Consider the following 17,447-nt stretch of genomic DNA (forward strand, 5'->3'; position numbering starts at 1 on the left):
CTGGCGGAGCCCCACCGCTCGCCGAGCGGTGCGGACGTCTCGGTCAGCGCAGGGCACTCCTGGTGCGCCACTGGTCCCAGTCGACGTTCCAGTCGCCGAGGCCGTTGTTCAGGGCCACCTCTCCCTTGGTCTCCGCGCCCTTGACCTCGAAAGGGTCGCCTATCCGGGCCTGTTCATAGAGCCATTTGGCGTCGGCGTCGCTCATGCCGACGCAGCCGTGGCTCTTGTTGGCCCTGCCGAAGTAGGCGGCGTTCCAGGGTGCGGCGTGCGCGTACGTTCCCGACCAGGTCAGACGCATCGAGTAGTCGACCATGTCGTCGTAGGCGTGGCCGAGGCCCACGGTCTCGGAGTTCATCCGGATCGTGCCCTCCTTCGCCATCAGCACCTCTGTGCCGCGCCAGGAGCCCGTGTCGGGGCCGGGGGTGCCGCCGGAGACCGGAAAGGTCCGCAACGTCTTGCCGTTGCGTTCCATGGTGAGCTGCTTGCTGTCGAGGTCGACCTTGACGACCTGCCGCGCGCCGATGGTGAACCCGAGCTTGTAGTCACGCACGAACCAGCCGCCGCTCGCACCCGAGTCGGTGCCGTTCAGTCGGGCGTCCAGGGTCACCTTGGTGCCGGGCTGCCAGTACTCCTTGGGCCGCCAGTCCACCCGGTCCTTGCCGGACCAGTCCTTCATCCAACCCCACGAGCCCTCTGTGTTGTTCGAGCTGGTGACCTTGAGTTGCTTCTCCACCGCGGCCTTGTTCCGCACCGGGAAGTCGAAGACCAGGGAGATCGGCTGGGCCACACCGACCGTGGTAGCGCCGCCCGGCCGCCACTCCACCTTGTTGACCTTGTCGGCCGCGGCCGTGGTGAAGGACTCGTGCGCCTCGTTCGCCGTGCCGTCTTCCCGGTGGGTCGCCGCCTTGACCGTGTACGTGGCGCCGGGCACGGCGTTGCGGTCCGAGGTCCAGGTCCGGCCGTCGTGCGACAGCGTGCCGGTGAGCCTGCCGCCCTGGGCGTCGGTGACGGTGACCGAGGTGAGGGTTCCGTCGTTCGTGGCGACCTTGACCGGCTCACCGGCCTTCGCTCGCGCGCCGTGGGGCGTCACGGTGACCGTCGCCGCCCCGCTGCGGGCGTGTCCGCCACCGGCTTTCGTGTCCGCCTCGGCCGACGTCGAGCCGCCCGCGGAGCAGGCGGAGAGCGCGGCGGTCAGCAGGACGGCGGCCGCCGCGGCGGTGGTGACGGCGCGAACCCGCACGGGGCCCACGCGTATCGGTCCGACACGTGTCTGGCTCAACGGATACCTCCGTGAAAGTCGGGAAGACGTCGGGACGCGGGGACTCTAAGCCGCGAAAACCCCAGGACCGCGGCGTGTCAGCCGTGTGACAGCAACTGCAGGGGAACGGTCATCGTCCGGTCACACGCGCCGCGCGCGACGGTCATGGACGGCCGTGATTCCTCGCCGTCATGTGCCGCCGTCCGGGTCCGACGGGCGCTTCGCCGGACCGGCCACCTGACGGCCACGGCCACACCGGCGGCCGGCCGGAGACCAGGTCAGGCATCCGCCCCGCCCATTGCCACGCATACGGCCAGGGAACCGGTCCCGTGGTCAGGACACAGGCGCGCCGTCGTGTGACAGCCACTGCACAGGAACGGTCATGGTCCGGTCACATTCGTCGCGCGGCACGGTCACGGACGCCTGTGAATCTTCCTCGCGTTCCGTGCTTCACGGCTCGGTTCCTTACTCGACAACGACGGCACCCGAGGAGGCGCAGTGTCAGCGCTGCTTTTGACGGCAAGCCGTGGCCGGCAGGATGCGTGGCTGGGGCCCATCTCCGACGAGGCGTACCGTGCATTCCTGGCATCCCGCCTCGGCTCCGCCCTGGCCCCCGGCTTTCTGCAGTGCCCGTCCTGGGCTGCTGTGAAGGACGGCTGGCAGGCCCGGCTGCTCGGCTGGGGGCCGCAGGACGGCCCCGGGGCGGGGAAGCTGAGCGGAGTGGCGCTGGTGCTGCTGCGCCAGTTCCCCGGCACTCGTAAGTACTTCGCCTACCTGCCCGAGGGTCCCGTCGCAGACTGGACCGACCCGGATCTCGACGGCTGGCTCACCCCGCTGTTGCGCCATCTGCGCGCCGTGGGAGCGTTCGCCGTACGCATCGGGCCGGCGCCCGCCTACCGCCGGTGGAACGCCGCCAGGCTCAAGGCGGGGACCGGCCCCGGGCGACGCCTGACCGACGTGCTCGCTTGTGAGGTCGATCCCTTGGGTGCCGCCGTGGCCGAGCGGCTGCGGGCCCGCGGCTGGCTGCGCTGCGGCGACGACGACGACGGGGACGCACAGCCTCGCTACGTTTTCCGGGTGCCGCTTGCCGGACGTACCTCCGACGACCTGTGGTCCGGGCTCAACCAGGAGTGGCGGCGCAACATCCGCCGGGCGCGCAAGTCGGGCGTGGAGGTGAGGGTGGGCGGGGGCGCCGACCTTCCCGAGTTCTACCGGCTGCTGAGGATCACCGAGGAGCGCGACGGCTTCCGGCTCGGCCGCTCACTCGCGTACTACGAGCGCCAGTACGCGGCCCTCAACGCCGAGGAGCCGGGCCGGATGAGGCTCTATCTCGCCCACCACCAGGGCGAGATCCTGGCCGCCCACACTATGATCACGGTGGGTCGCCGGGTCTGGTACCAGACCGGGGCCTCCGCGGACCACCGGCGCGAGGTCCGCCCCTCCAACGCCCTGCAGTGGCAGATGATGGTCGACGCCCACGCCCGGGGCGCGGAGGTCTACGACATGCGCGGGGTACCGCCCACACTCGACCCCGACGCCCACTCGTTCGGGCTGTTGCGCTGGAAGCTCGGCACCGGGGGTCAGGTCGTGGAGACGCTGGGGGAATGGGAGACACCATTGGGCGGCACCGCCAACCACACGCTGTACCGCGCCTTCCAGATGTATCTGGCCCGCCGATGAGCGCCTCCAGGACTCCGGCTGTTCCAGGCGTCCCGGGTACTCCCGCCGCTTACGACGCTCCGGATGCTTCCGGCGCCTGCGCAGCCCATTCTGCTGCCGCTGCCTCCACGAGCGCCGGCACGTCCACGACGGAGCAGCCGGCCCACCGGCCCGGCTCGGTACTGCGCAGCGGCGCGGCCATGGCCGCAGGGTCCCTCGTCTCCCGCATCACCGGATTCGTACGGTCCGCCGTGGTCGCCGCCGCGCTCGGCGTGGGGCTGACCGCCGACGGCTATGCGGTCGGCAACACCGTCCCCAACATCGTCTACACGCTGCTCCTGGGCGGTGCCCTCAACGCCGTCTTCGTGCCCGAGCTGGTCAGGGCCGCCAAGGAGCACGAGGACGGCGGGGCCGCGTACACGGACCGGCTGCTCACCGCCTGCACGGCGGCCCTGCTGCTGATCACGGCCGGGGCGGTGTTCGCCGCGCCCGCGATCGTCGCGGCCTACACCGACTACACCGGCGCGCAGGCGACGACGACGGTCGCTTTCGCGCGCTACTGCCTGCCGCAGATCTTCTTCCTCGGTCTGTTCACCCTGCTCGGGCAAGTGCTGAACGCGCGGGGCCGGTTCGGCGCCATGATGTGGACCCCGGTCCTCAACAACGTGGTCGTCATCGCCGTCTTCGGTCTGTACCTGGCGACGGTCGGAACCGGGGGCACACTCACCCCCGGTGAGACCGCGCTGCTCGGTTGGGGCACCACGGCCGGGATCGTCGCCCAGGCGTTGGCGCTGCTGCCGTCCCTGCGCGCGGCGCGCTTCAGCTGGCGGCCCAGGTTCGACTGGCGGGGCAGCGGACTGTCCCGGCCGCTGCGCTCGGCCGGCTGGCTGGTGATGCTCGTGTTCACCAACCAGCTCGCGTACTGGGTGGTGACCTGGCTCGCGACGGCGGCGGGGCAGCGTGCGGCGGCCGAGGGGATCGACGGTGGGGCCGGGTTCAGCGCGTACAGCAACGCGTATCTGCTGTGGGCCGTGCCGCACGGGATCGTGACCGTCTCGCTGGTCACCGCGCTGATGCCGCGGATGAGCAGGGCAGCGGCCGACGGCGACACCGCGGGCGTGCGGCGGGACGTCTCGTACGCCCTGCGCAGCAGCACCGCCGTCGTCGTGCCCGCCGCGTGCGCGCTCCTCGTGCTCGCCGGGCCGATCATGGCGATCGCCTTCCAGTACGGCGGGACCGGCGCGGACGACATCACTGTCATGGCGGGGGCGCTCACGGCCTTCGCGCCGGGACTGATCGCCTTCTCCGGGCAGTACGTCCTCTCGCGCGCCTTCTACGCGCTCTCCGACACCCGCACGCCGTTTCTGCTGAACCTCGTGATCGCCGGACTCAACGCGGGCCTGTCCGCAGCCGCTTGCCTGCTACTGCCCGCGCGCTGGGCGGTCACCGGCATGGCCGGGGCGTACTCGGTGGCGCTCTTCGCGGGCTGGGCGGTCACCGCGTACGTGCTGGACCGCAGGCTCTCGGTGACGACGGGCTCTGGGCACGCGCTGCGGCGCTCCCCGTCCGCGACCGCGCTGGGCCGACTGCTGCTGGCCGCGGTCCCGGCCGCCACGCTCGGCCACTTCGCGGCCGCCCGCGCGGGATGTCTCGGTCCGCTCGGGGCGGTGGCGGCGGGCGCGGCGGCCATCCTGGCGACCTTCGCACTGCTGGCGCGTCCCCTGCGCCTGACCGAGCTGGAGGCCGCCCTCAGGGCGGTGCCCCGCACACTCCGCCGCCGGGCCTGACGAGGTGGCCCCGTTACCACCCTCTGCACCCCAACCGACCAGCTCTTCTCCTCACTTGGGGAAGTGGAATACTCCGCACATGCCACGCGTCCTGCTCATAGAAGACGATGCCTCCGTCCGCGAAGGCATCGAGCTCGGCCTGCGCCGCCGCGGGCACGAGGTGCGCTCCGCCCCCACTGGGGAAGCCGGGCTGGCGGTCATCGGTGAATTCCGGCCCGATCTGCTGCTCCTCGACCTCATGCTGCCCGGCATGAACGGGGTCCAGGTCTGCCGTCAGGTGCGCGAGGCAAGCCAACTGCCGGTCATCATGCTCACGGCCCGCGGTGACGACTTCGACGTCGTGGTGGGGCTGGAGGCCGGGGCCGACGACTACATCGTCAAACCCGCTCGCACGGAGGTGATCGAGGCCCGCATCCGGGCCGTGCTGCGCCGCGTCGAGGAGCCGGGCGGGCGCCCCGCTGTGGAGTTCCACGGCGACCTCGCCATCGACCGTGTGGGGCTGAGCGTCACCAAGGCCGGGGAGCGCGTGATGCTCGCCCCCTCCGAGCTCAGGCTCCTGCTGTATCTGACCGCCGCGCCGGAGCAGGTCTTCAGCCGACAGCAACTGCTCGAGCAGGTCTGGGAACACAACTTCCACGGCGACGCCCGCCTGGTCGACGCCTGCGTACGGCGGCTGCGCCACAAGATCGAGGACGTGCCCGGCAGCCCCCGCTACATCCAGACCCTGCGGGGCTTCGGCTACCGCTTCGGACCGCTGTGAGCCGCTGGAAAGCCCGCATCGGGCTGCGTACCCGACTGGTGCTCGCCTTTCTGCTGGTCGCCGCCGTCAGCGCCGGGACCACCGCGGCCCTCACCTACCGCAAGGCGCGCACCACGATCCTCGAACAGGCCCAGGACACGGCCGTCTCCTCCTTCCGCGACCGGGTCCAGGAGCTGTCCACGCCGCTGCCCGTCCAGCGCGAGCCCCTTCAGAACCAGGTCCTTCGACTCGCCGGGCAGGGCAAGCCGCACCCCTGGGTGGTGTTCGCCGAGTACGGATCGCTCCGGGTCTCCTCCGGCGCCAGGCCCGTTTCGACCGTGATCACCCCCGAACTGCGCCGTGCCGCGCTCGCCAACCCCGGCGGCAGCTTCCAGCGGGTCGTCAAGGGCGGCGACCCGTGGCTGACCATCGCCGTTCCGGCCGTTTTCCGCGCCGGGAAGACCACCCGGCCCACCGGGCTGGTGCTGTACGCCGTGATGCCGCTGATCGACGAGGAGGCCAACGTCAGGGCCATGGTCACCGCGGCCCGCGACGGGGCCGTCCCGGGGCTCGCGGTGGCACTCGTCCCCGCGCTGCTGGCGGCGCGCAGCGTGCTGCGCCCGGTCCGCGACCTGCGGAAGGCGGCGCGGAGCATGGGCAACGGTCGCCTCGACACCCGCATCCAGGTCAAGGGCAGCGACGAACTCGCCGACCTGGCCCGAACCTTCAACGAGTCCGCGGTCGAACTGGAGGGCACTGTAGGCGAACTCCGGGAGGCCGAGGCGCGCGCCCGCCGCTTCGCCTCCGACGTCTCCCACGAACTGCGCACCCCGCTGGCCGGGATGCTCGCTGTCACGGAGGTCCTGGACGAGGATGCCGCCCACCTCGCTCCCGACACCGCCGCGGCCGTCCGGCTGATCAGCGCCGAGACGGGCAAACTGGCCGTACTCGTCGAGGACTTGATGGAGATCTCCCGCTTCGACGCCCGGGCCGCCGAGCTGAACCCCGACGAGGTCGACGTCGCACAGACCATCCGCAAGACCCTGACGAGCCGTCACTGGACCGATCCCGCACAGCTCGTCACCGACCTGCCCGACGGCATCCGGGCCCGTCTCGACCCCCGACGCTTCGACATCGTCATCGCCAACCTCGTCGGCAACGCGCTGCGGCACGGAAGCGCGCCCGTCGTGGTACGGCTGCGCACCGAGACGTACGGTGACGGCGCGCCCGGCACGCCCCGGGCGACCGGCGTGAACGGTGCGGCCCGGCTTGTCACCGAGGTCGCGGACAGCGGCCCCGGCATCCCCGAGGACGTGCTGCCGCATATCTTCGAGCGCTTCTACAAGGCGGACGCGGCCCGTACCCGTTCGGCGGGCAGCGGTCTCGGCCTCGCCATCACCCTGGAGAACGTGCGATTGCACGGAGGCACGGTCCGGGCCGCGAACGGCCCGCGCGGTGGCGCCGTCTTCACAGTGGAGATACCCCTCATGGGCGGGGAGACGACCGGATGAAGCGTCCGAGCACCGCCGTGGGGCGTGCCGTCGCCGCGTGCGTCACCGCCGCGGCCCTGCTGACCGGCTGCGGAGTGCAGCAGACCGACGTCATCGAGGCCGGCGGGCCTGCCACCATCGGTGTCTTCCCCGCCCCCGAGAATCGAATGGTCCTCTTCTTCCTCTCGCCTCAGGGCCGCCCGACGCCGGTGATGCGACGGGTCGGAACGAACCTGGATCCCAAGGGGGGCGCCGACTATCCTCCAGCGGGCGCCGGGCCGGTGGACCGCGGGAAGGTCGTCGCCGCACTGTTCGCCGGCCCCTGGGCGAACGAGCGCGAGGCCGGGCTCCACACGGAGCTGCCGCCGCAACTGAATGGACCCGTGGGGATAACGGCGACCTCAGGCAAGCTGATCCTCCGCCTCCCGCTCGCGGTACGGCCCCTCAAGGCGGCCGCGGTGCGTCAGGTGGTGTGCACGGTCGCGTTCGCGGGCGGCGACGGCGGTGCGGAAGTGACCATCATGGGCCCCGACGGCACACTCCCGGCGGCCCACTGCTAGGGCCTGAAGAGCCAAGGTCCCGGGCAGCGGCGACGGAACCGGGGGGGTGCTCAGATCATCACCCCCGCCGACTCCTCCACCTCCAGCAGCGAGGCGCTCCGCCGCTCCTCTTCGAAGGCCTTGCGCCCGCCGCGCAGCCCGAACAGCCGCTTGGCCAGGGCGATGTAGAGGACAGCGATGATGTTGAGGACCAGGGTGGTGATCTTCACGGCGCTGACGTGCTCGGTGAGCTCGTAGATCTCCAGCGGCAGGAAGGCGGCCGTGGCGACCACCGTCAGGTACTCGGCCCAGCGCTTGGCGTGCCAGAGGCCGACCGCCTCGATGACTTCGACCAGCGCGTACGCCAGCAGCAGGGACGCCACCAGCAGCAGCGTGGAGTGCTTGTAGCCGAAGGTCTTCTGAATGGTGCCGATGACCGGGGAGTGGTCCAGGTCGTAGTGGAAGTGCTTGAAGACCGGGCGGAAGACATCCAGGTACTCGTTGAACAGTCTGCGCACCGCGTCCTGGCTGTTGCTGAACTTCCAGACCGCCACGGCGACCAGCACGATGAACACCCCGCGCAGCGCCCGCTCGACCGCCAGGAAGCGCAGGATGAACAGGTCGCGCAACACCTTGCCGCGCGGCACCAGCGGGGCGTCGCCGGCCGGTCCCGAGCCGTGCGGCTCGCCGAGCGCGAAGTCGCCGCAGCGCAGGCAGCGCCACACCTCCCCCAGGGCGGTCTCCGCGTGCAGCCGGATACGCAGCCGGGGGTCGTCCGGCGCGTAGGTCACATGGCCCTTGCGTGCGCAGGTGCGCCGGTCCCAGTCGATCGCCATTCCCCCGTGCCTCCCTAGGTGCGTACGACCGTGCCGCGCCGGTTGATCGGCGCGGCACGGTATCGCATCGCGGTAAGAGACGACCGCCAGGGAGTTTTAGTTCAGGCGACTGCCACCCGTTCGTTCGCCTCCTCCTCGACGGGCTCCGCCACGGCGGCCTTGCCGCGCGGCAGCAGCAGCGCCACGGCGAGCGTACCCACGCCGAGGATCACGGCACCGACCAGGCTGGTGTGGGCGACGGCGTCCGCGAAGGACGAGCCGACCGCGTCCTTCATCTGCCGGGCGCCCTCGGCGAGTTGGCCGGCCTGTGCCTTCAGCTGGGCGGCCTGCTGGGGGTCGACCGCCTGGGCGGCCTGCGCCGCGAGCTGCCGGGCCTTCTCCCCGATGCCCTGCGCGACGGCGTATCCGGCGCCGACCGAGTCCTGGGCGGTGGACAGGGCACTCGCCGTGAGCTTGCTGCCGGCGGTGGCGTCGGAGAGGTGGTCGGAGTACGACGTGGCGAGCAGGGAACCGAGGATCGCGATGCCGAGCGAGCCGCCCAGCTCCAGCGAGGTGTCGTTCACGGCGCCGCCGACGCCCAGTTCGGACTCCGGGAAGGTGCCCATGATCGCGTCGGTGCAGGGCGAGAGGGCGAGGCCGATGGCCAGACCGAGGATCACCAGGGGCGCCACGAAGTCGCCGTACGAGGACGAGCCGTCCACCTGGGTCAGCAGCGCGAGCGCCACGGTGCCGGCGACCATGCCCGCGCTCACCGTCCACTTCATACCGACGCGCGGGGTGAGGTAACCGGTCAGCGCCGAGCCGACGAAGACGGCGCCCGCCAGCGGCAGCATGCGTACGCCGGTGGCCAGGGCGTCGTAGCCCAGGACGAACTGCAGGTGCTGGGTGAGGTAGTAGAAGGCGCCGAAGACGGCCAGGAAGAACAGGGCGACGGCGAGGTTGGACCCGGCGAAACGGCGGTTGGTGAAACGCCGCACATCGAGGATCGGGCGCGGGTGGCGCAGCTCCCACAGGACGAAGGCCACCAGGCCCGCGCCCGCGACGACCGCTGCCGTGACCGCCTTGGCGTCCCAGCCGAAGTGCGGGCCCTCGATGATCATGTAGACGAGCGCGCCGACCCAGACCACCGACAGCAGGCCGCCGACGTAGTCGATGCGGTCGTGGTGACCGGCCCTGGACGGCGGGACCAGGACGAAGGCGGCGACCAGAGCGACGGCGGCGATCGGGACGTTGATCAGGAAGGTCGAGGCCCAGCCGTGGTTCTTGAGCAGCGCGCCCGCGACGACCGGACCGCCGGCGATCGCCAGCCCGGCGGTGGCGGTCCACAGGGTGATCGCCTTGGCGCGCTCGGAGCGCGGGAAGGTCGCGGCGAGGAGGGAGAGCGTGGCCGGCATGATCAGCGCGGCGCCCACGCCCATGATCGCGCGAGCGGCGATGACGGTCGCGGCGCTGCCGGCGAGGTAGCCGAAGACGGATCCGCCGCCGAACACCACCAGCCCGAGGACGAGCGCGCCGCGTCGGCTGTACTTGTCGCCGATCGCGCCGAGCAGGAGCATCAGCGCCGCGTAGGGGACGGTGTAGCCGTCGATGACCCACTGCAGGTCGGCGCTGGTGAGGCCGAGGTCCCGGGTCATGTCGGGCGCGGCGACGGTGAGGGCGGTGTTCGCCATCACGATGATCAGCAGGCTCAGGCAGAGGACGAGCAGCGCCCACCAGCGCCGGGCGTAGGGCCGGCCCGTCCTCTCGACGGGTTCGTTGATCACGAGACGCATGGGTGCGGGCCTTCCTCTTCTGTCCACCGTCCTGAATTGCACAGCACCGTGCAATTGCACAACGATGTGCAATGTACGGCGTTGCACAGTACTGTGCAAATCAAGGAGGTCCAGGCCCCGGGGAGGCGTACGGAAGCTCCGGAGGGCCGTGCAGAATGGCAGCCATGACCACGGGTAACGCCAGCCGGGCCGATGCCAACCGCCGTCGCATCCTGGAGGTCGCGCTCGCCGAACTGCTGCGCGATCCGGACGCGTCCATGGACCAGATCGCACGGGCCGCAAGTGTCGTACGGCGCACGGTCTACGGGCACTTCCCCAGCCGTGAGGCGCTGATCAGCACGCTCGTCGACGGCGCGGTGGAGGCGGTCGCGGCGGCGCACACGGCGGGACGGGAGGGCGTCGCGGACCCGGCGGAGGCGGTCGCCCGCGCGACGCTGGCGGTGTGGGAGGTCGCCGACCGCTACCGGATCCTGGTCGCCCTGGCGCAGCGCAGCGTCACGGTGCAGGGCATCCGCGACCGCCTGGCGCCGGTCCGCGAGGCGTGCGCGGAGAACCTGGCCCGCGGCCTGGAGCAGGGCGTGTTCACCTCGCCGCTGCCGCCGCGGGCGCTTGCGTATGTGCACGAGCAGATGCTGTTCGCGCTGATGGATGCGGTGAACGAGGGCCTGCTGGGAGCGCGGGAAGCGGGCCGCTCCGCCGCGGTCGCCCTGCTGACCACGGCGGGCGTGCCCGTCTCACAGGCCACCGAACTCGTGGCGAAGCTGAGCGACTGAAAGACCCCTCCGGCAGCGGATTCCGCTGTCGGAGGGGTCTTTCAGGGCCGGACACGCTCGGTGTCCATCGGGGGTGTGGCCCGGGCGGCTCGGAGACGGGGGAACATCCCGGCCGCCCGGGGGTATGGGAGAGGCTCAGGCCCTGGCCGGCTCGGGCGCGGGGGCGTGGTCGTCCTCGGAGGCGTCGAGCAGGGTCTTCTCGTCGAACGGCAGCTCACCGGCGAGCACCCGCTGCACGCGCTCCTTGTCGACCTCGCCGGTCCAGGTGCCGATCAGGAGGGTGGCGACCGCGTTGCCCGCGAAGTTCGTCAGGGCACGGGCCTCGCTCATGAAGCGGTCGATGCCGATGATCAGGCCGACGCCGTCGACGAGGGCGGGCTTGTGCGACTGCAGACCGCTGGCCAGGACGGCGATGCCGGAACCGGAGACACCGGCGGCGCCCTTCGAGGCGATCATCATGAAGAGCAGCAGACCGATCTGCTGGCCGATGCTCATCGGCTGGTCCAGCGCGTCCGCGATGAACAGCGAGGCCATGGTCAGGTAGATCATCGTGCCGTCGAGGTTGAAGGAGTAGCCGGTCGGCACGGTGATGCCGACGACCGGACGGCTGACGCCCAGGTGCTCCATCTTCGCGATGAGCCGCGGCAGCGCGGACTCGGAGGAGGAGGTGGACAGGATCAGCAGGAACTCACGGCCGAGGTACTTCAGCAGGTGCCAGAGGTTGACCTTGGCCACCAGGCGCACCAGCGTGCCGAGCACGATCCCGACGAACAGGATGCAGGTGACGTAGAACCCGATCATGATCGTGGCCAGCGCCTTGAGCGCGTCCATACCGGTCTCGCCGATCACTGCCGCCATGGCGCCGAAGGCACCGATCGGGGCCGCCCACATGATCATCGCAAGGATCCGGAAGACCAGCTTCTGGATGTGCTCGACCCCGCGCAGAACCGGCTCGCCGCTGCGGCCCATGGCCTGCAGCGCGAAGCCCGCGAGCAGCGCCACGAGCAGCGTCTGGAGCACCTGGCCCTCGGTGAAGGCCGAGACGAACGTGGTGGGGATGATCCCGAGCACGAAGTCGACCGGACCCTCGGCGGCGGCCTCGGCCTGTGTGTGGCCGACGCCCTTGACCGCCTCGGTCAGGTGCATGCCGCTGCCGGGGTGGACGATGTTGCCGACCACGAGGCCGATGGCGAGCGCGACGCCGGACATCGCGATGAAGTAGCCGAGGGCGAGCCCGCCGACCTTGCCGACCTTGGCGGCCTTCCGCACGGAGCCGACACCGAGCACGATCGTGCAGAAGATGATCGGCGAGATCATCATCTTGATCAGGGCCACGAAGCCCGTGCCGAGCGGCTTCAGCTCCTTGGCGAAGTCCGGCGCGGCGAACCCCACGGCGATTCCGAGCACCACGGCGGCGATCACCGCGATGTAGAGATAGTGGGTGCGGTCCCGCTTGGCTGCGGGCGCGGCAGGTGCCGTTCGGGGTGTGCTGGACACGGCTGACTGCCCTCCTCGACGACGTTGTCGGATCATCCGGCGTGCGGCTCACGCCCGGGGAAACCGGGAGACGAGCTCCCGGGGGACCGGGAGGCATGCTCCCGGCAGACCGGAAGACGTGCTCCCGGCAGACCAGAAGGCGCGTTCTCGGCAGGCGGCCGGGAAGCGGAGCGCTCCTGGGGGGATGCCGCGACTATCTCCTGTCCTGTGAAGACGGTCACCCTTCCGTTCATTTAGTTCACGCTTATCTGGGCAACCGGAACGGCGAGGCAGACTTGAACCCATGCGTGTGCCCCACCCGTCAAGACCCCGCAGCCTGGCCGGCCAGCTGTTCGCGATGCAGGCCGTACTGATCGCGGTGCTCGTCGCCGGGTACTCGCTCTTCACCTTCGTCGACGATCACAACCAGGCCCGGAACGCGGCCGGCCGCCAGGCGATGGCAGTGGCCCGCTCACTCGCCGACTCCCCTTCGGTACAGGCGGCGATCCGCACCTCCGACCCGACGAGGACGCTCCAGCCGTACGCGATGCGGGTGCAGCAGAACACGGGCGTGGACTTCGTCACGATCATGAATCCGAAGGGCATCCGCTGGACCCACCCCAATCCCTCGCTGATCGGCGAGCGCTTCCTCGGCCACACCTCCCGCGCGTTGAAGGGTGAGCCCTTCACCGAGACGTACACCGGGACGCTGGGCCCGTCCGTCCGGGCGGTCGCGCCCATCCGGGACGGCGGCCGGATCGTCGGCCTGGTGAGCGCGGGGATCAAGGTCGAGACGGTGTCGGCCCAGATCCGGGAGCAGCTGACGACCCTGGTCGGCGTCGCGAGCGGCGCCCTGGTCCTGGGCGGTATCGGCACCTATGTGATCAACGCCCGGCTGCGCCGCTCCACGCACGGCATGAACGCGACCGAGCTGAGCCGTATGCACGACTACCACCAGGCCGCGCTGCACGCCGTGCACGAGGGCCTGCTGATGCTGGACGGCCAGTTCCGGGTGGCCCTGATCAACGACGGCGGCCGGGAGCTGCTGGAGGTGACCGGCGAGGTGGTGGGCCGCTCGGTGGCGGACCTTGGCCTGCCGGCGCCGCTGACGAGCGCCCTGCTGTCCTCCGTACCGCGGGTGGACGAGCTCCATCTGACGGCGACGCGCGTCCTGGTGGTCACCACCTCCCCGGTCTCCGGCGGCGAACAGCGGGGCACCGTGGTCACCCTGCGCGACGTGACCAGACTGCAGTCCCTGATGGGCGAGCTGAACTCGGAGCGGGACTTCACACAGGCGCTGCGCTCCCAGGCCCACGAGGCGGCGAACCGCCTCCACACGGTCGTCTCGCTCATCGAGCTGGACCGTGCGGACGAGGCGGTCGAGTTCGCCACCGCCGAGCTTGAGCTGGCGCAGGCCCTCACGGACCAGGTGGTCGCGGCCGTCGACGAACCGGTCCTCGCGGCCCTGCTGCTCGGCAAGGCGGCCCAGGCGAACGAGCGGGGCGTGGAGCTGGTGGTGTCGCCGGACAGCCGGATCGACGACGGCCTGCTGCCGCCGTCCCTCCCCGCCCGTGACCTGGTCACGATCCTCGGCAATCTGATCGACAACGCGATGGACGCGGCGCAGGGCTCGGTGGGGGCCCGGGTGACGGTGACGGCGTACTCGGCGGGGACCGAACTGGTCCTGCGGGTGTCGGACACGGGGGCCGGGGTGGACCCCGCCCACGCCGAGGCGGTGTTCGAACGCGGCTGGTCGACGAAGCCGGCGACCGGCTCCGGCGGCCGCGGCCTGGGCCTCGCCCTGGTCCGCCAGACCGTACGACGCCACGAGGGTGCTCTCACGGTGGCGGAGGCGGCCGGAGGCGGGGCGGAGTTCGAGGCGCGGCTGCCGTTGCCTACGGTGGGGGCGGCCCCCGAGCCGATGTCGCCGGTGGTCGGGGCTGCCCCGCACGGAGGTGACGCATGACCGAGCCCATCCGCGTACTCGTCGTGGAGGACGACCCGGTCGCCGCCGACGCCCATCTGCTGTACGTCGGCCGGGTCCCGGGCTTCAGGACGGTCGGCAAGGCGCACACGGGCGCGGAGGCGCGGCGCATGCTGGACCGGATGCCGGTGGACCTGCTGCTGCTGGACCTGCATCTGCCCGATGTGCACGGTCTGCAGCTGGCGCGGACCCTGCGGGCGGCGGGATATCACGCGGACGTGATCGCGGTGACGTCCGCGCGGGATCTGGCGGTGGTGCGGGAGGGAGTCTCGCTGGGCGTCGTGCAGTACGTGCTGAAGCCGTTCACGTTCCCTACGCTCCGGGACCGGCTGGTGCGGTACGCGGAGTTCCGCGGGACGGCGGGCGAGGCGAGCGGTCAGGACGAGGTGGACCGGGCGCTCGCCACCCTGCGGGCACCGGGTCCCTCGGCCCTACCGAAGGGGCTGAGCGCGCCGACGCTGGCGCGGGTGAGGGAGGCGCTGCGGGGCGCCGAGGAGGGGCTCACTGCCGCGGGGGTCGGCGGGAGTGTGGGCATATCCCGGATCACGGCCCGGCGCTACCTGGAGCACCTGGTCGAGACGGGCAGGGCCGGGCGGAGCCCGCTGTACGGGCAGGTGGGGCGGCCTGAGCTGGTGTACCGGTGGATCAGGAGCCGCTGATACCGGCGGCACGGCCGCCCCTGCCGGCACCACCGCCGTGCTGCCACAAGCCGCCGCACACGCATTGACCTGACTGGACCACTCCTCTTACGTTCACCGAGCAGCCATCTCGGCCACAACGACGTGAGCCCGTAGGAGGTCGTGCCCGTGCGCCCCACCGCCGCCCGCTCCCGCTCAACCGTCCCGCTCACCGGATTCGTCGCCCTCGCCCTCGCCGCAGCCGCCCTCAGTGCCTGCAGTTCCAGTTCCGGCAGCGACGCGAGCACGGTGAAAATCTCCTTCAAACAGTCCACGGACAACTCGATCCACGTCATGGACGACTACCTCGCCGGGATCAAGAAGCAGTTCGAGAAGGAGAACCCCGGCAAGAAGGTCCAGCTGGTCCCCATCAAGGCCCCGGACTCCGAGTACTACACCAAGCTCCAACAGATGCTCCGCTCCCCGAAGACCGCCCCCGACCTGGTCTACGAGGACACCTTCCTCATCAACTCGGACATCACCAGCGGCTACCTCAGACCGCTGGACCCCTACCTTGCCAAGTGGAAGGACTGGGGCCAGTTCATCGACACCGCGAAGGCGGCGGCACGGGCCGAGGACGGGAAGACGTACGGCGTCCCCGACGGCACCGACACCCGCGGCCTCTGGTTCGACAAGGGCATCTTCAAGAAGGCCGGGCTGCCCGCCGACTGGCAGCCGAAGACCTGGGACGACGTCCTGACCGCGGCCCGCACGATCAAGCAGAAGGTCCCCGGCGTCACCCCCCTGAACATCTACACGGGCAAACCTGTCGGCGAGGCCGCCGCCATGCAGGGTTTCGAGATGCTCCTCTACGGCACGAACGACGGCACCTCCGACCCCCTGTACGACAAGACGACCAAGAAGTGGATCGCCAAAAGCCAGGGGTTCAAGGACGCGCTCGGGTTCGTCCGCACCGTCTACCAGGAGAAACTGGGCCCGGACGTCTCCCAGGCCCTCGACCCCAACATCCAGACGATCGTCCGCGGCGAACTGCTCCCCAAGGGCAAACTCGGCATCGCTCTCGACGGATCCTGGCTGCCGCAGGACTGGCTGCCGGGCAGCGGCCATGAATGGCCCGACTGGTCCAAGGAGTTGGGCCTTGCCGCCATGCCCACCCAGCACGGGCAGGCACCCGGCAAGGTGAGCATCTCCGGCGGCTGGACATGGTCGATCCCCGCGAAGGCGGGCAACCCCGACCTGGCCTTCACCTTCATCAAGACGATGCAGACGACAGCGAACGCCCGCAAGTGGTACATCGCCAACTCCGGTATCGCGGTACGCAAGGACGTGTCCCAGGACCCGTCGTACGCGAGCGCGCAGCCCGGCATCAAGTTCTTCACGGACCTGGTGAGCAGTACGCACTACCGGCCGGCGTACCCCGCGTACCCCAAGGTCTCCACGGCCATCCAGGAGGCGATGGAGGGCGTGACGACGGGTGACGCGTCGGTGGAGAAGGCGGCGAGCGGCTACGACGAGGCCCTCAAGACGGCCACCGGCAATCAAGTGACCACAAAGTGAGCGCCGGTACGGGGGCGACCCGGCAGCGGGTGCCGGGCCGCCCGGTCGGCGTGCGGGCCGCCTCGGCGCACCGGGGTGGCCCGCGCCGCTCGTTGACCCGTGCGCTCCCGGTCGCCCCGGCGCTCGTCCTGCTGCTGCTGTTCCTGGCCGGCCCCATCGCGTACTGCGCCTACATCGCCTTCACTGACCTGCAGTTGACCGGCCAGGCCCACTCCTCCTTCGTCGGCTTCGCGAACTTCCGTACGGCGTTCAAGGACGAGGCGTTCCGCAACGCGGTCTGGCTGACCCTGGTGTTCACGGTCCTGTCCTCACTGGTGGGCCAGAACACGCTGGGCCTGGCCCTGGCCGCGCTCATGCAGCGGGCCTCGAAGCCGGTCCGCACCCTGACGGGCGGGATCGTGATCACGTCGTGGGTGCTGCCCGAGGTGGTGGCGGGCTTCCTGCTCTACGCCTTCTTCCGCCGGGAGGGCACCCTGAACGCGATCCTGGACTGGCTCCATCTCCCCCGGCAGAACTGGCTGTTCACGCTTCCGATCCTGGCGGTCTCGTTCGCGAACGTGTGGCGGGGGACGGCGTTCTCGATGCTGGTCTACTCGGCGGCCCTGAACGACATCCCGAAGGAGATCACGGAGGCGGCCGAGGTGGACGGAGCATCAGGCGCGCGCCGCCTGTGGCACATCACACTGCCGATGATCCGCCGCTCGATCGGCACGAACCTGATGCTGAACACGCTGCAGACGCTCTCGGTCTTCGGGCTGATCTGGGTGATGACCCGAGGCGGCCCGGGGAACAGGAGTCAGACGCTGCCGCTGTTCATGTACGAGCAGGCCTTCCAGAACAGCATGATCGGATACGGGACGGCCGTGGCGCTGCTGCTTCTGCTCGTCGGTTCACTGTTCGCACTCGTGTACATGCGCCTGCTGCGCACGGAGGTGTGAG

The 17,447-nt window shown here is 70.7% G+C and carries 14 protein-coding genes; 10 read left to right on the forward strand and 4 right to left on the reverse strand.

The window, feature by feature from the left end:
• Positions 1 to 43 precede the first annotated feature (43 nt).
• Positions 44 to 1,249 (reverse strand): L,D-transpeptidase, encoded by a 1,206-nt coding sequence (locus BIV24_RS05550; protein ID WP_071365012.1) that lies wholly within the window; start codon positions 1,247 to 1,249, stop codon positions 44 to 46.
• Between the two features lie 507 nt (positions 1,250 to 1,756).
• Between BIV24_RS05550 and BIV24_RS05555 the strand changes: the two genes are divergently transcribed.
• From BIV24_RS05555 to BIV24_RS05575, 5 genes are all read left to right on the forward strand, one after another.
• On the forward strand, positions 1,757 to 2,938 hold the full coding sequence (locus BIV24_RS05555) for a lipid II:glycine glycyltransferase FemX (protein ID WP_071365013.1): 1,182 nt from the start codon (positions 1,757 to 1,759) through the stop codon (positions 2,936 to 2,938).
• Complete coding sequence (murJ, locus tag BIV24_RS05560) at positions 2,863 to 4,704, forward strand: murein biosynthesis integral membrane protein MurJ (protein ID WP_425442526.1); 1,842 nt, start codon at positions 2,863 to 2,865, stop codon at positions 4,702 to 4,704. The genes BIV24_RS05555 and murJ overlap by 76 nt, the downstream gene beginning before the upstream one ends.
• Before the next feature lie 79 nt (positions 4,705 to 4,783).
• Positions 4,784 to 5,464, forward strand: coding sequence for a response regulator transcription factor (locus BIV24_RS05565; protein WP_071365015.1), 681 nt, complete (start codon positions 4,784 to 4,786; stop codon positions 5,462 to 5,464).
• A complete protein-coding gene (locus BIV24_RS05570; RefSeq protein WP_071365016.1) occupies positions 5,461 to 6,954 on the forward strand; it encodes a sensor histidine kinase in 1,494 nt (497 codons plus the stop codon). Before BIV24_RS05565 ends, BIV24_RS05570 begins: the two co-directional genes overlap by 4 nt.
• The gene (locus tag BIV24_RS05575; protein ID WP_071365017.1) at positions 6,951 to 7,493 is read left to right on the forward strand and encodes a hypothetical protein; all 543 of its coding nucleotides are present in this window, start codon (positions 6,951 to 6,953) and stop codon (positions 7,491 to 7,493) included. Before BIV24_RS05570 ends, BIV24_RS05575 begins: the two co-directional genes overlap by 4 nt.
• Before the next feature lie 50 nt (positions 7,494 to 7,543).
• Here the strand turns inward: BIV24_RS05575 and BIV24_RS05580 are convergent, their stop codons facing one another.
• Positions 7,544 to 8,308 (reverse strand): DUF2127 domain-containing protein, encoded by a 765-nt coding sequence (locus tag BIV24_RS05580; RefSeq protein ID WP_071365018.1) that lies wholly within the window; start codon positions 8,306 to 8,308, stop codon positions 7,544 to 7,546.
• Between the two features lie 101 nt (positions 8,309 to 8,409).
• Positions 8,410 to 10,080, reverse strand: coding sequence for an MFS transporter (locus BIV24_RS05585; protein ID WP_071365019.1), 1,671 nt, complete (start codon positions 10,078 to 10,080; stop codon positions 8,410 to 8,412).
• 155 nt (positions 10,081 to 10,235) lie between these two features.
• Here BIV24_RS05585 and BIV24_RS05590 point away from each other — a divergent pair, with 155 nt between their 5' ends.
• The gene (locus BIV24_RS05590; protein ID WP_071365020.1) at positions 10,236 to 10,853 is read left to right on the forward strand and encodes a TetR/AcrR family transcriptional regulator; all 618 of its coding nucleotides are present in this window, start codon (positions 10,236 to 10,238) and stop codon (positions 10,851 to 10,853) included.
• Positions 10,854 to 10,988: 135 nt separating this feature from the next.
• Here the strand turns inward: BIV24_RS05590 and BIV24_RS05595 are convergent, their stop codons facing one another.
• On the reverse strand, positions 10,989 to 12,350 hold the full coding sequence (locus BIV24_RS05595) for a cation:dicarboxylate symporter family transporter (protein WP_107459223.1): 1,362 nt from the start codon (positions 12,348 to 12,350) through the stop codon (positions 10,989 to 10,991).
• A gap of 283 nt (positions 12,351 to 12,633) precedes the next feature.
• Between BIV24_RS05595 and BIV24_RS05600 the strand changes: the two genes are divergently transcribed.
• From BIV24_RS05600 to BIV24_RS05615, 4 genes are all read left to right on the forward strand, one after another.
• Positions 12,634 to 14,295, forward strand: coding sequence for an ATP-binding protein (locus BIV24_RS05600; RefSeq protein WP_071365022.1), 1,662 nt, complete (start codon positions 12,634 to 12,636; stop codon positions 14,293 to 14,295).
• Positions 14,292 to 14,972: a response regulator gene (locus BIV24_RS05605; RefSeq protein WP_071365023.1), complete on the forward strand. Its 681-nt coding sequence runs from the start codon at positions 14,292 to 14,294 to the stop codon at positions 14,970 to 14,972. Before BIV24_RS05600 ends, BIV24_RS05605 begins: the two co-directional genes overlap by 4 nt.
• A 141-nt stretch (positions 14,973 to 15,113) precedes the next feature.
• On the forward strand, positions 15,114 to 16,508 hold the full coding sequence (locus BIV24_RS05610) for an extracellular solute-binding protein (protein ID WP_071365024.1): 1,395 nt from the start codon (positions 15,114 to 15,116) through the stop codon (positions 16,506 to 16,508).
• A gap of 29 nt (positions 16,509 to 16,537) precedes the next feature.
• Positions 16,538 to 17,446, forward strand: a complete 909-nt coding sequence (locus tag BIV24_RS05615; protein WP_071365040.1) for a carbohydrate ABC transporter permease — start codon at positions 16,538 to 16,540, stop codon at positions 17,444 to 17,446.
• The last annotated feature ends 1 nt before the right edge of the window (position 17,447 follow it).

This window comes from Streptomyces colonosanans, from assembly GCF_001866645.1.
Lineage (GTDB): Bacteria > Actinomycetota > Actinomycetes > Streptomycetales > Streptomycetaceae > Streptomyces > Streptomyces colonosanans.

Coding starts and splice junctions, on each gene's coding strand:
- BIV24_RS05605 (WP_071365023.1), top strand. CDS start 14,292: ATGACCGAGCCCATCCGCGTACTCGTCGTGGAGGACGACCCGGTCGCC.
- murJ (WP_425442526.1), top strand. CDS start 2,863: ATGGGAGACACCATTGGGCGGCACCGCCAACCACACGCTGTACCGCGC.
- BIV24_RS05590 (WP_071365020.1), top strand. CDS start 10,236: ATGGCAGCCATGACCACGGGTAACGCCAGCCGGGCCGATGCCAACCGC.
- BIV24_RS05580 (WP_071365018.1), bottom strand. CDS start 8,308: ATGGCGATCGACTGGGACCGGCGCACCTGCGCACGCAAGGGCCATGTG.
- BIV24_RS05575 (WP_071365017.1), top strand. CDS start 6,951: ATGAAGCGTCCGAGCACCGCCGTGGGGCGTGCCGTCGCCGCGTGCGTC.
- BIV24_RS05600 (WP_071365022.1), top strand. CDS start 12,634: ATGCGTGTGCCCCACCCGTCAAGACCCCGCAGCCTGGCCGGCCAGCTG.
- BIV24_RS05565 (WP_071365015.1), top strand. CDS start 4,784: ATGCCACGCGTCCTGCTCATAGAAGACGATGCCTCCGTCCGCGAAGGC.
- BIV24_RS05585 (WP_071365019.1), bottom strand. CDS start 10,080: ATGCGTCTCGTGATCAACGAACCCGTCGAGAGGACGGGCCGGCCCTAC.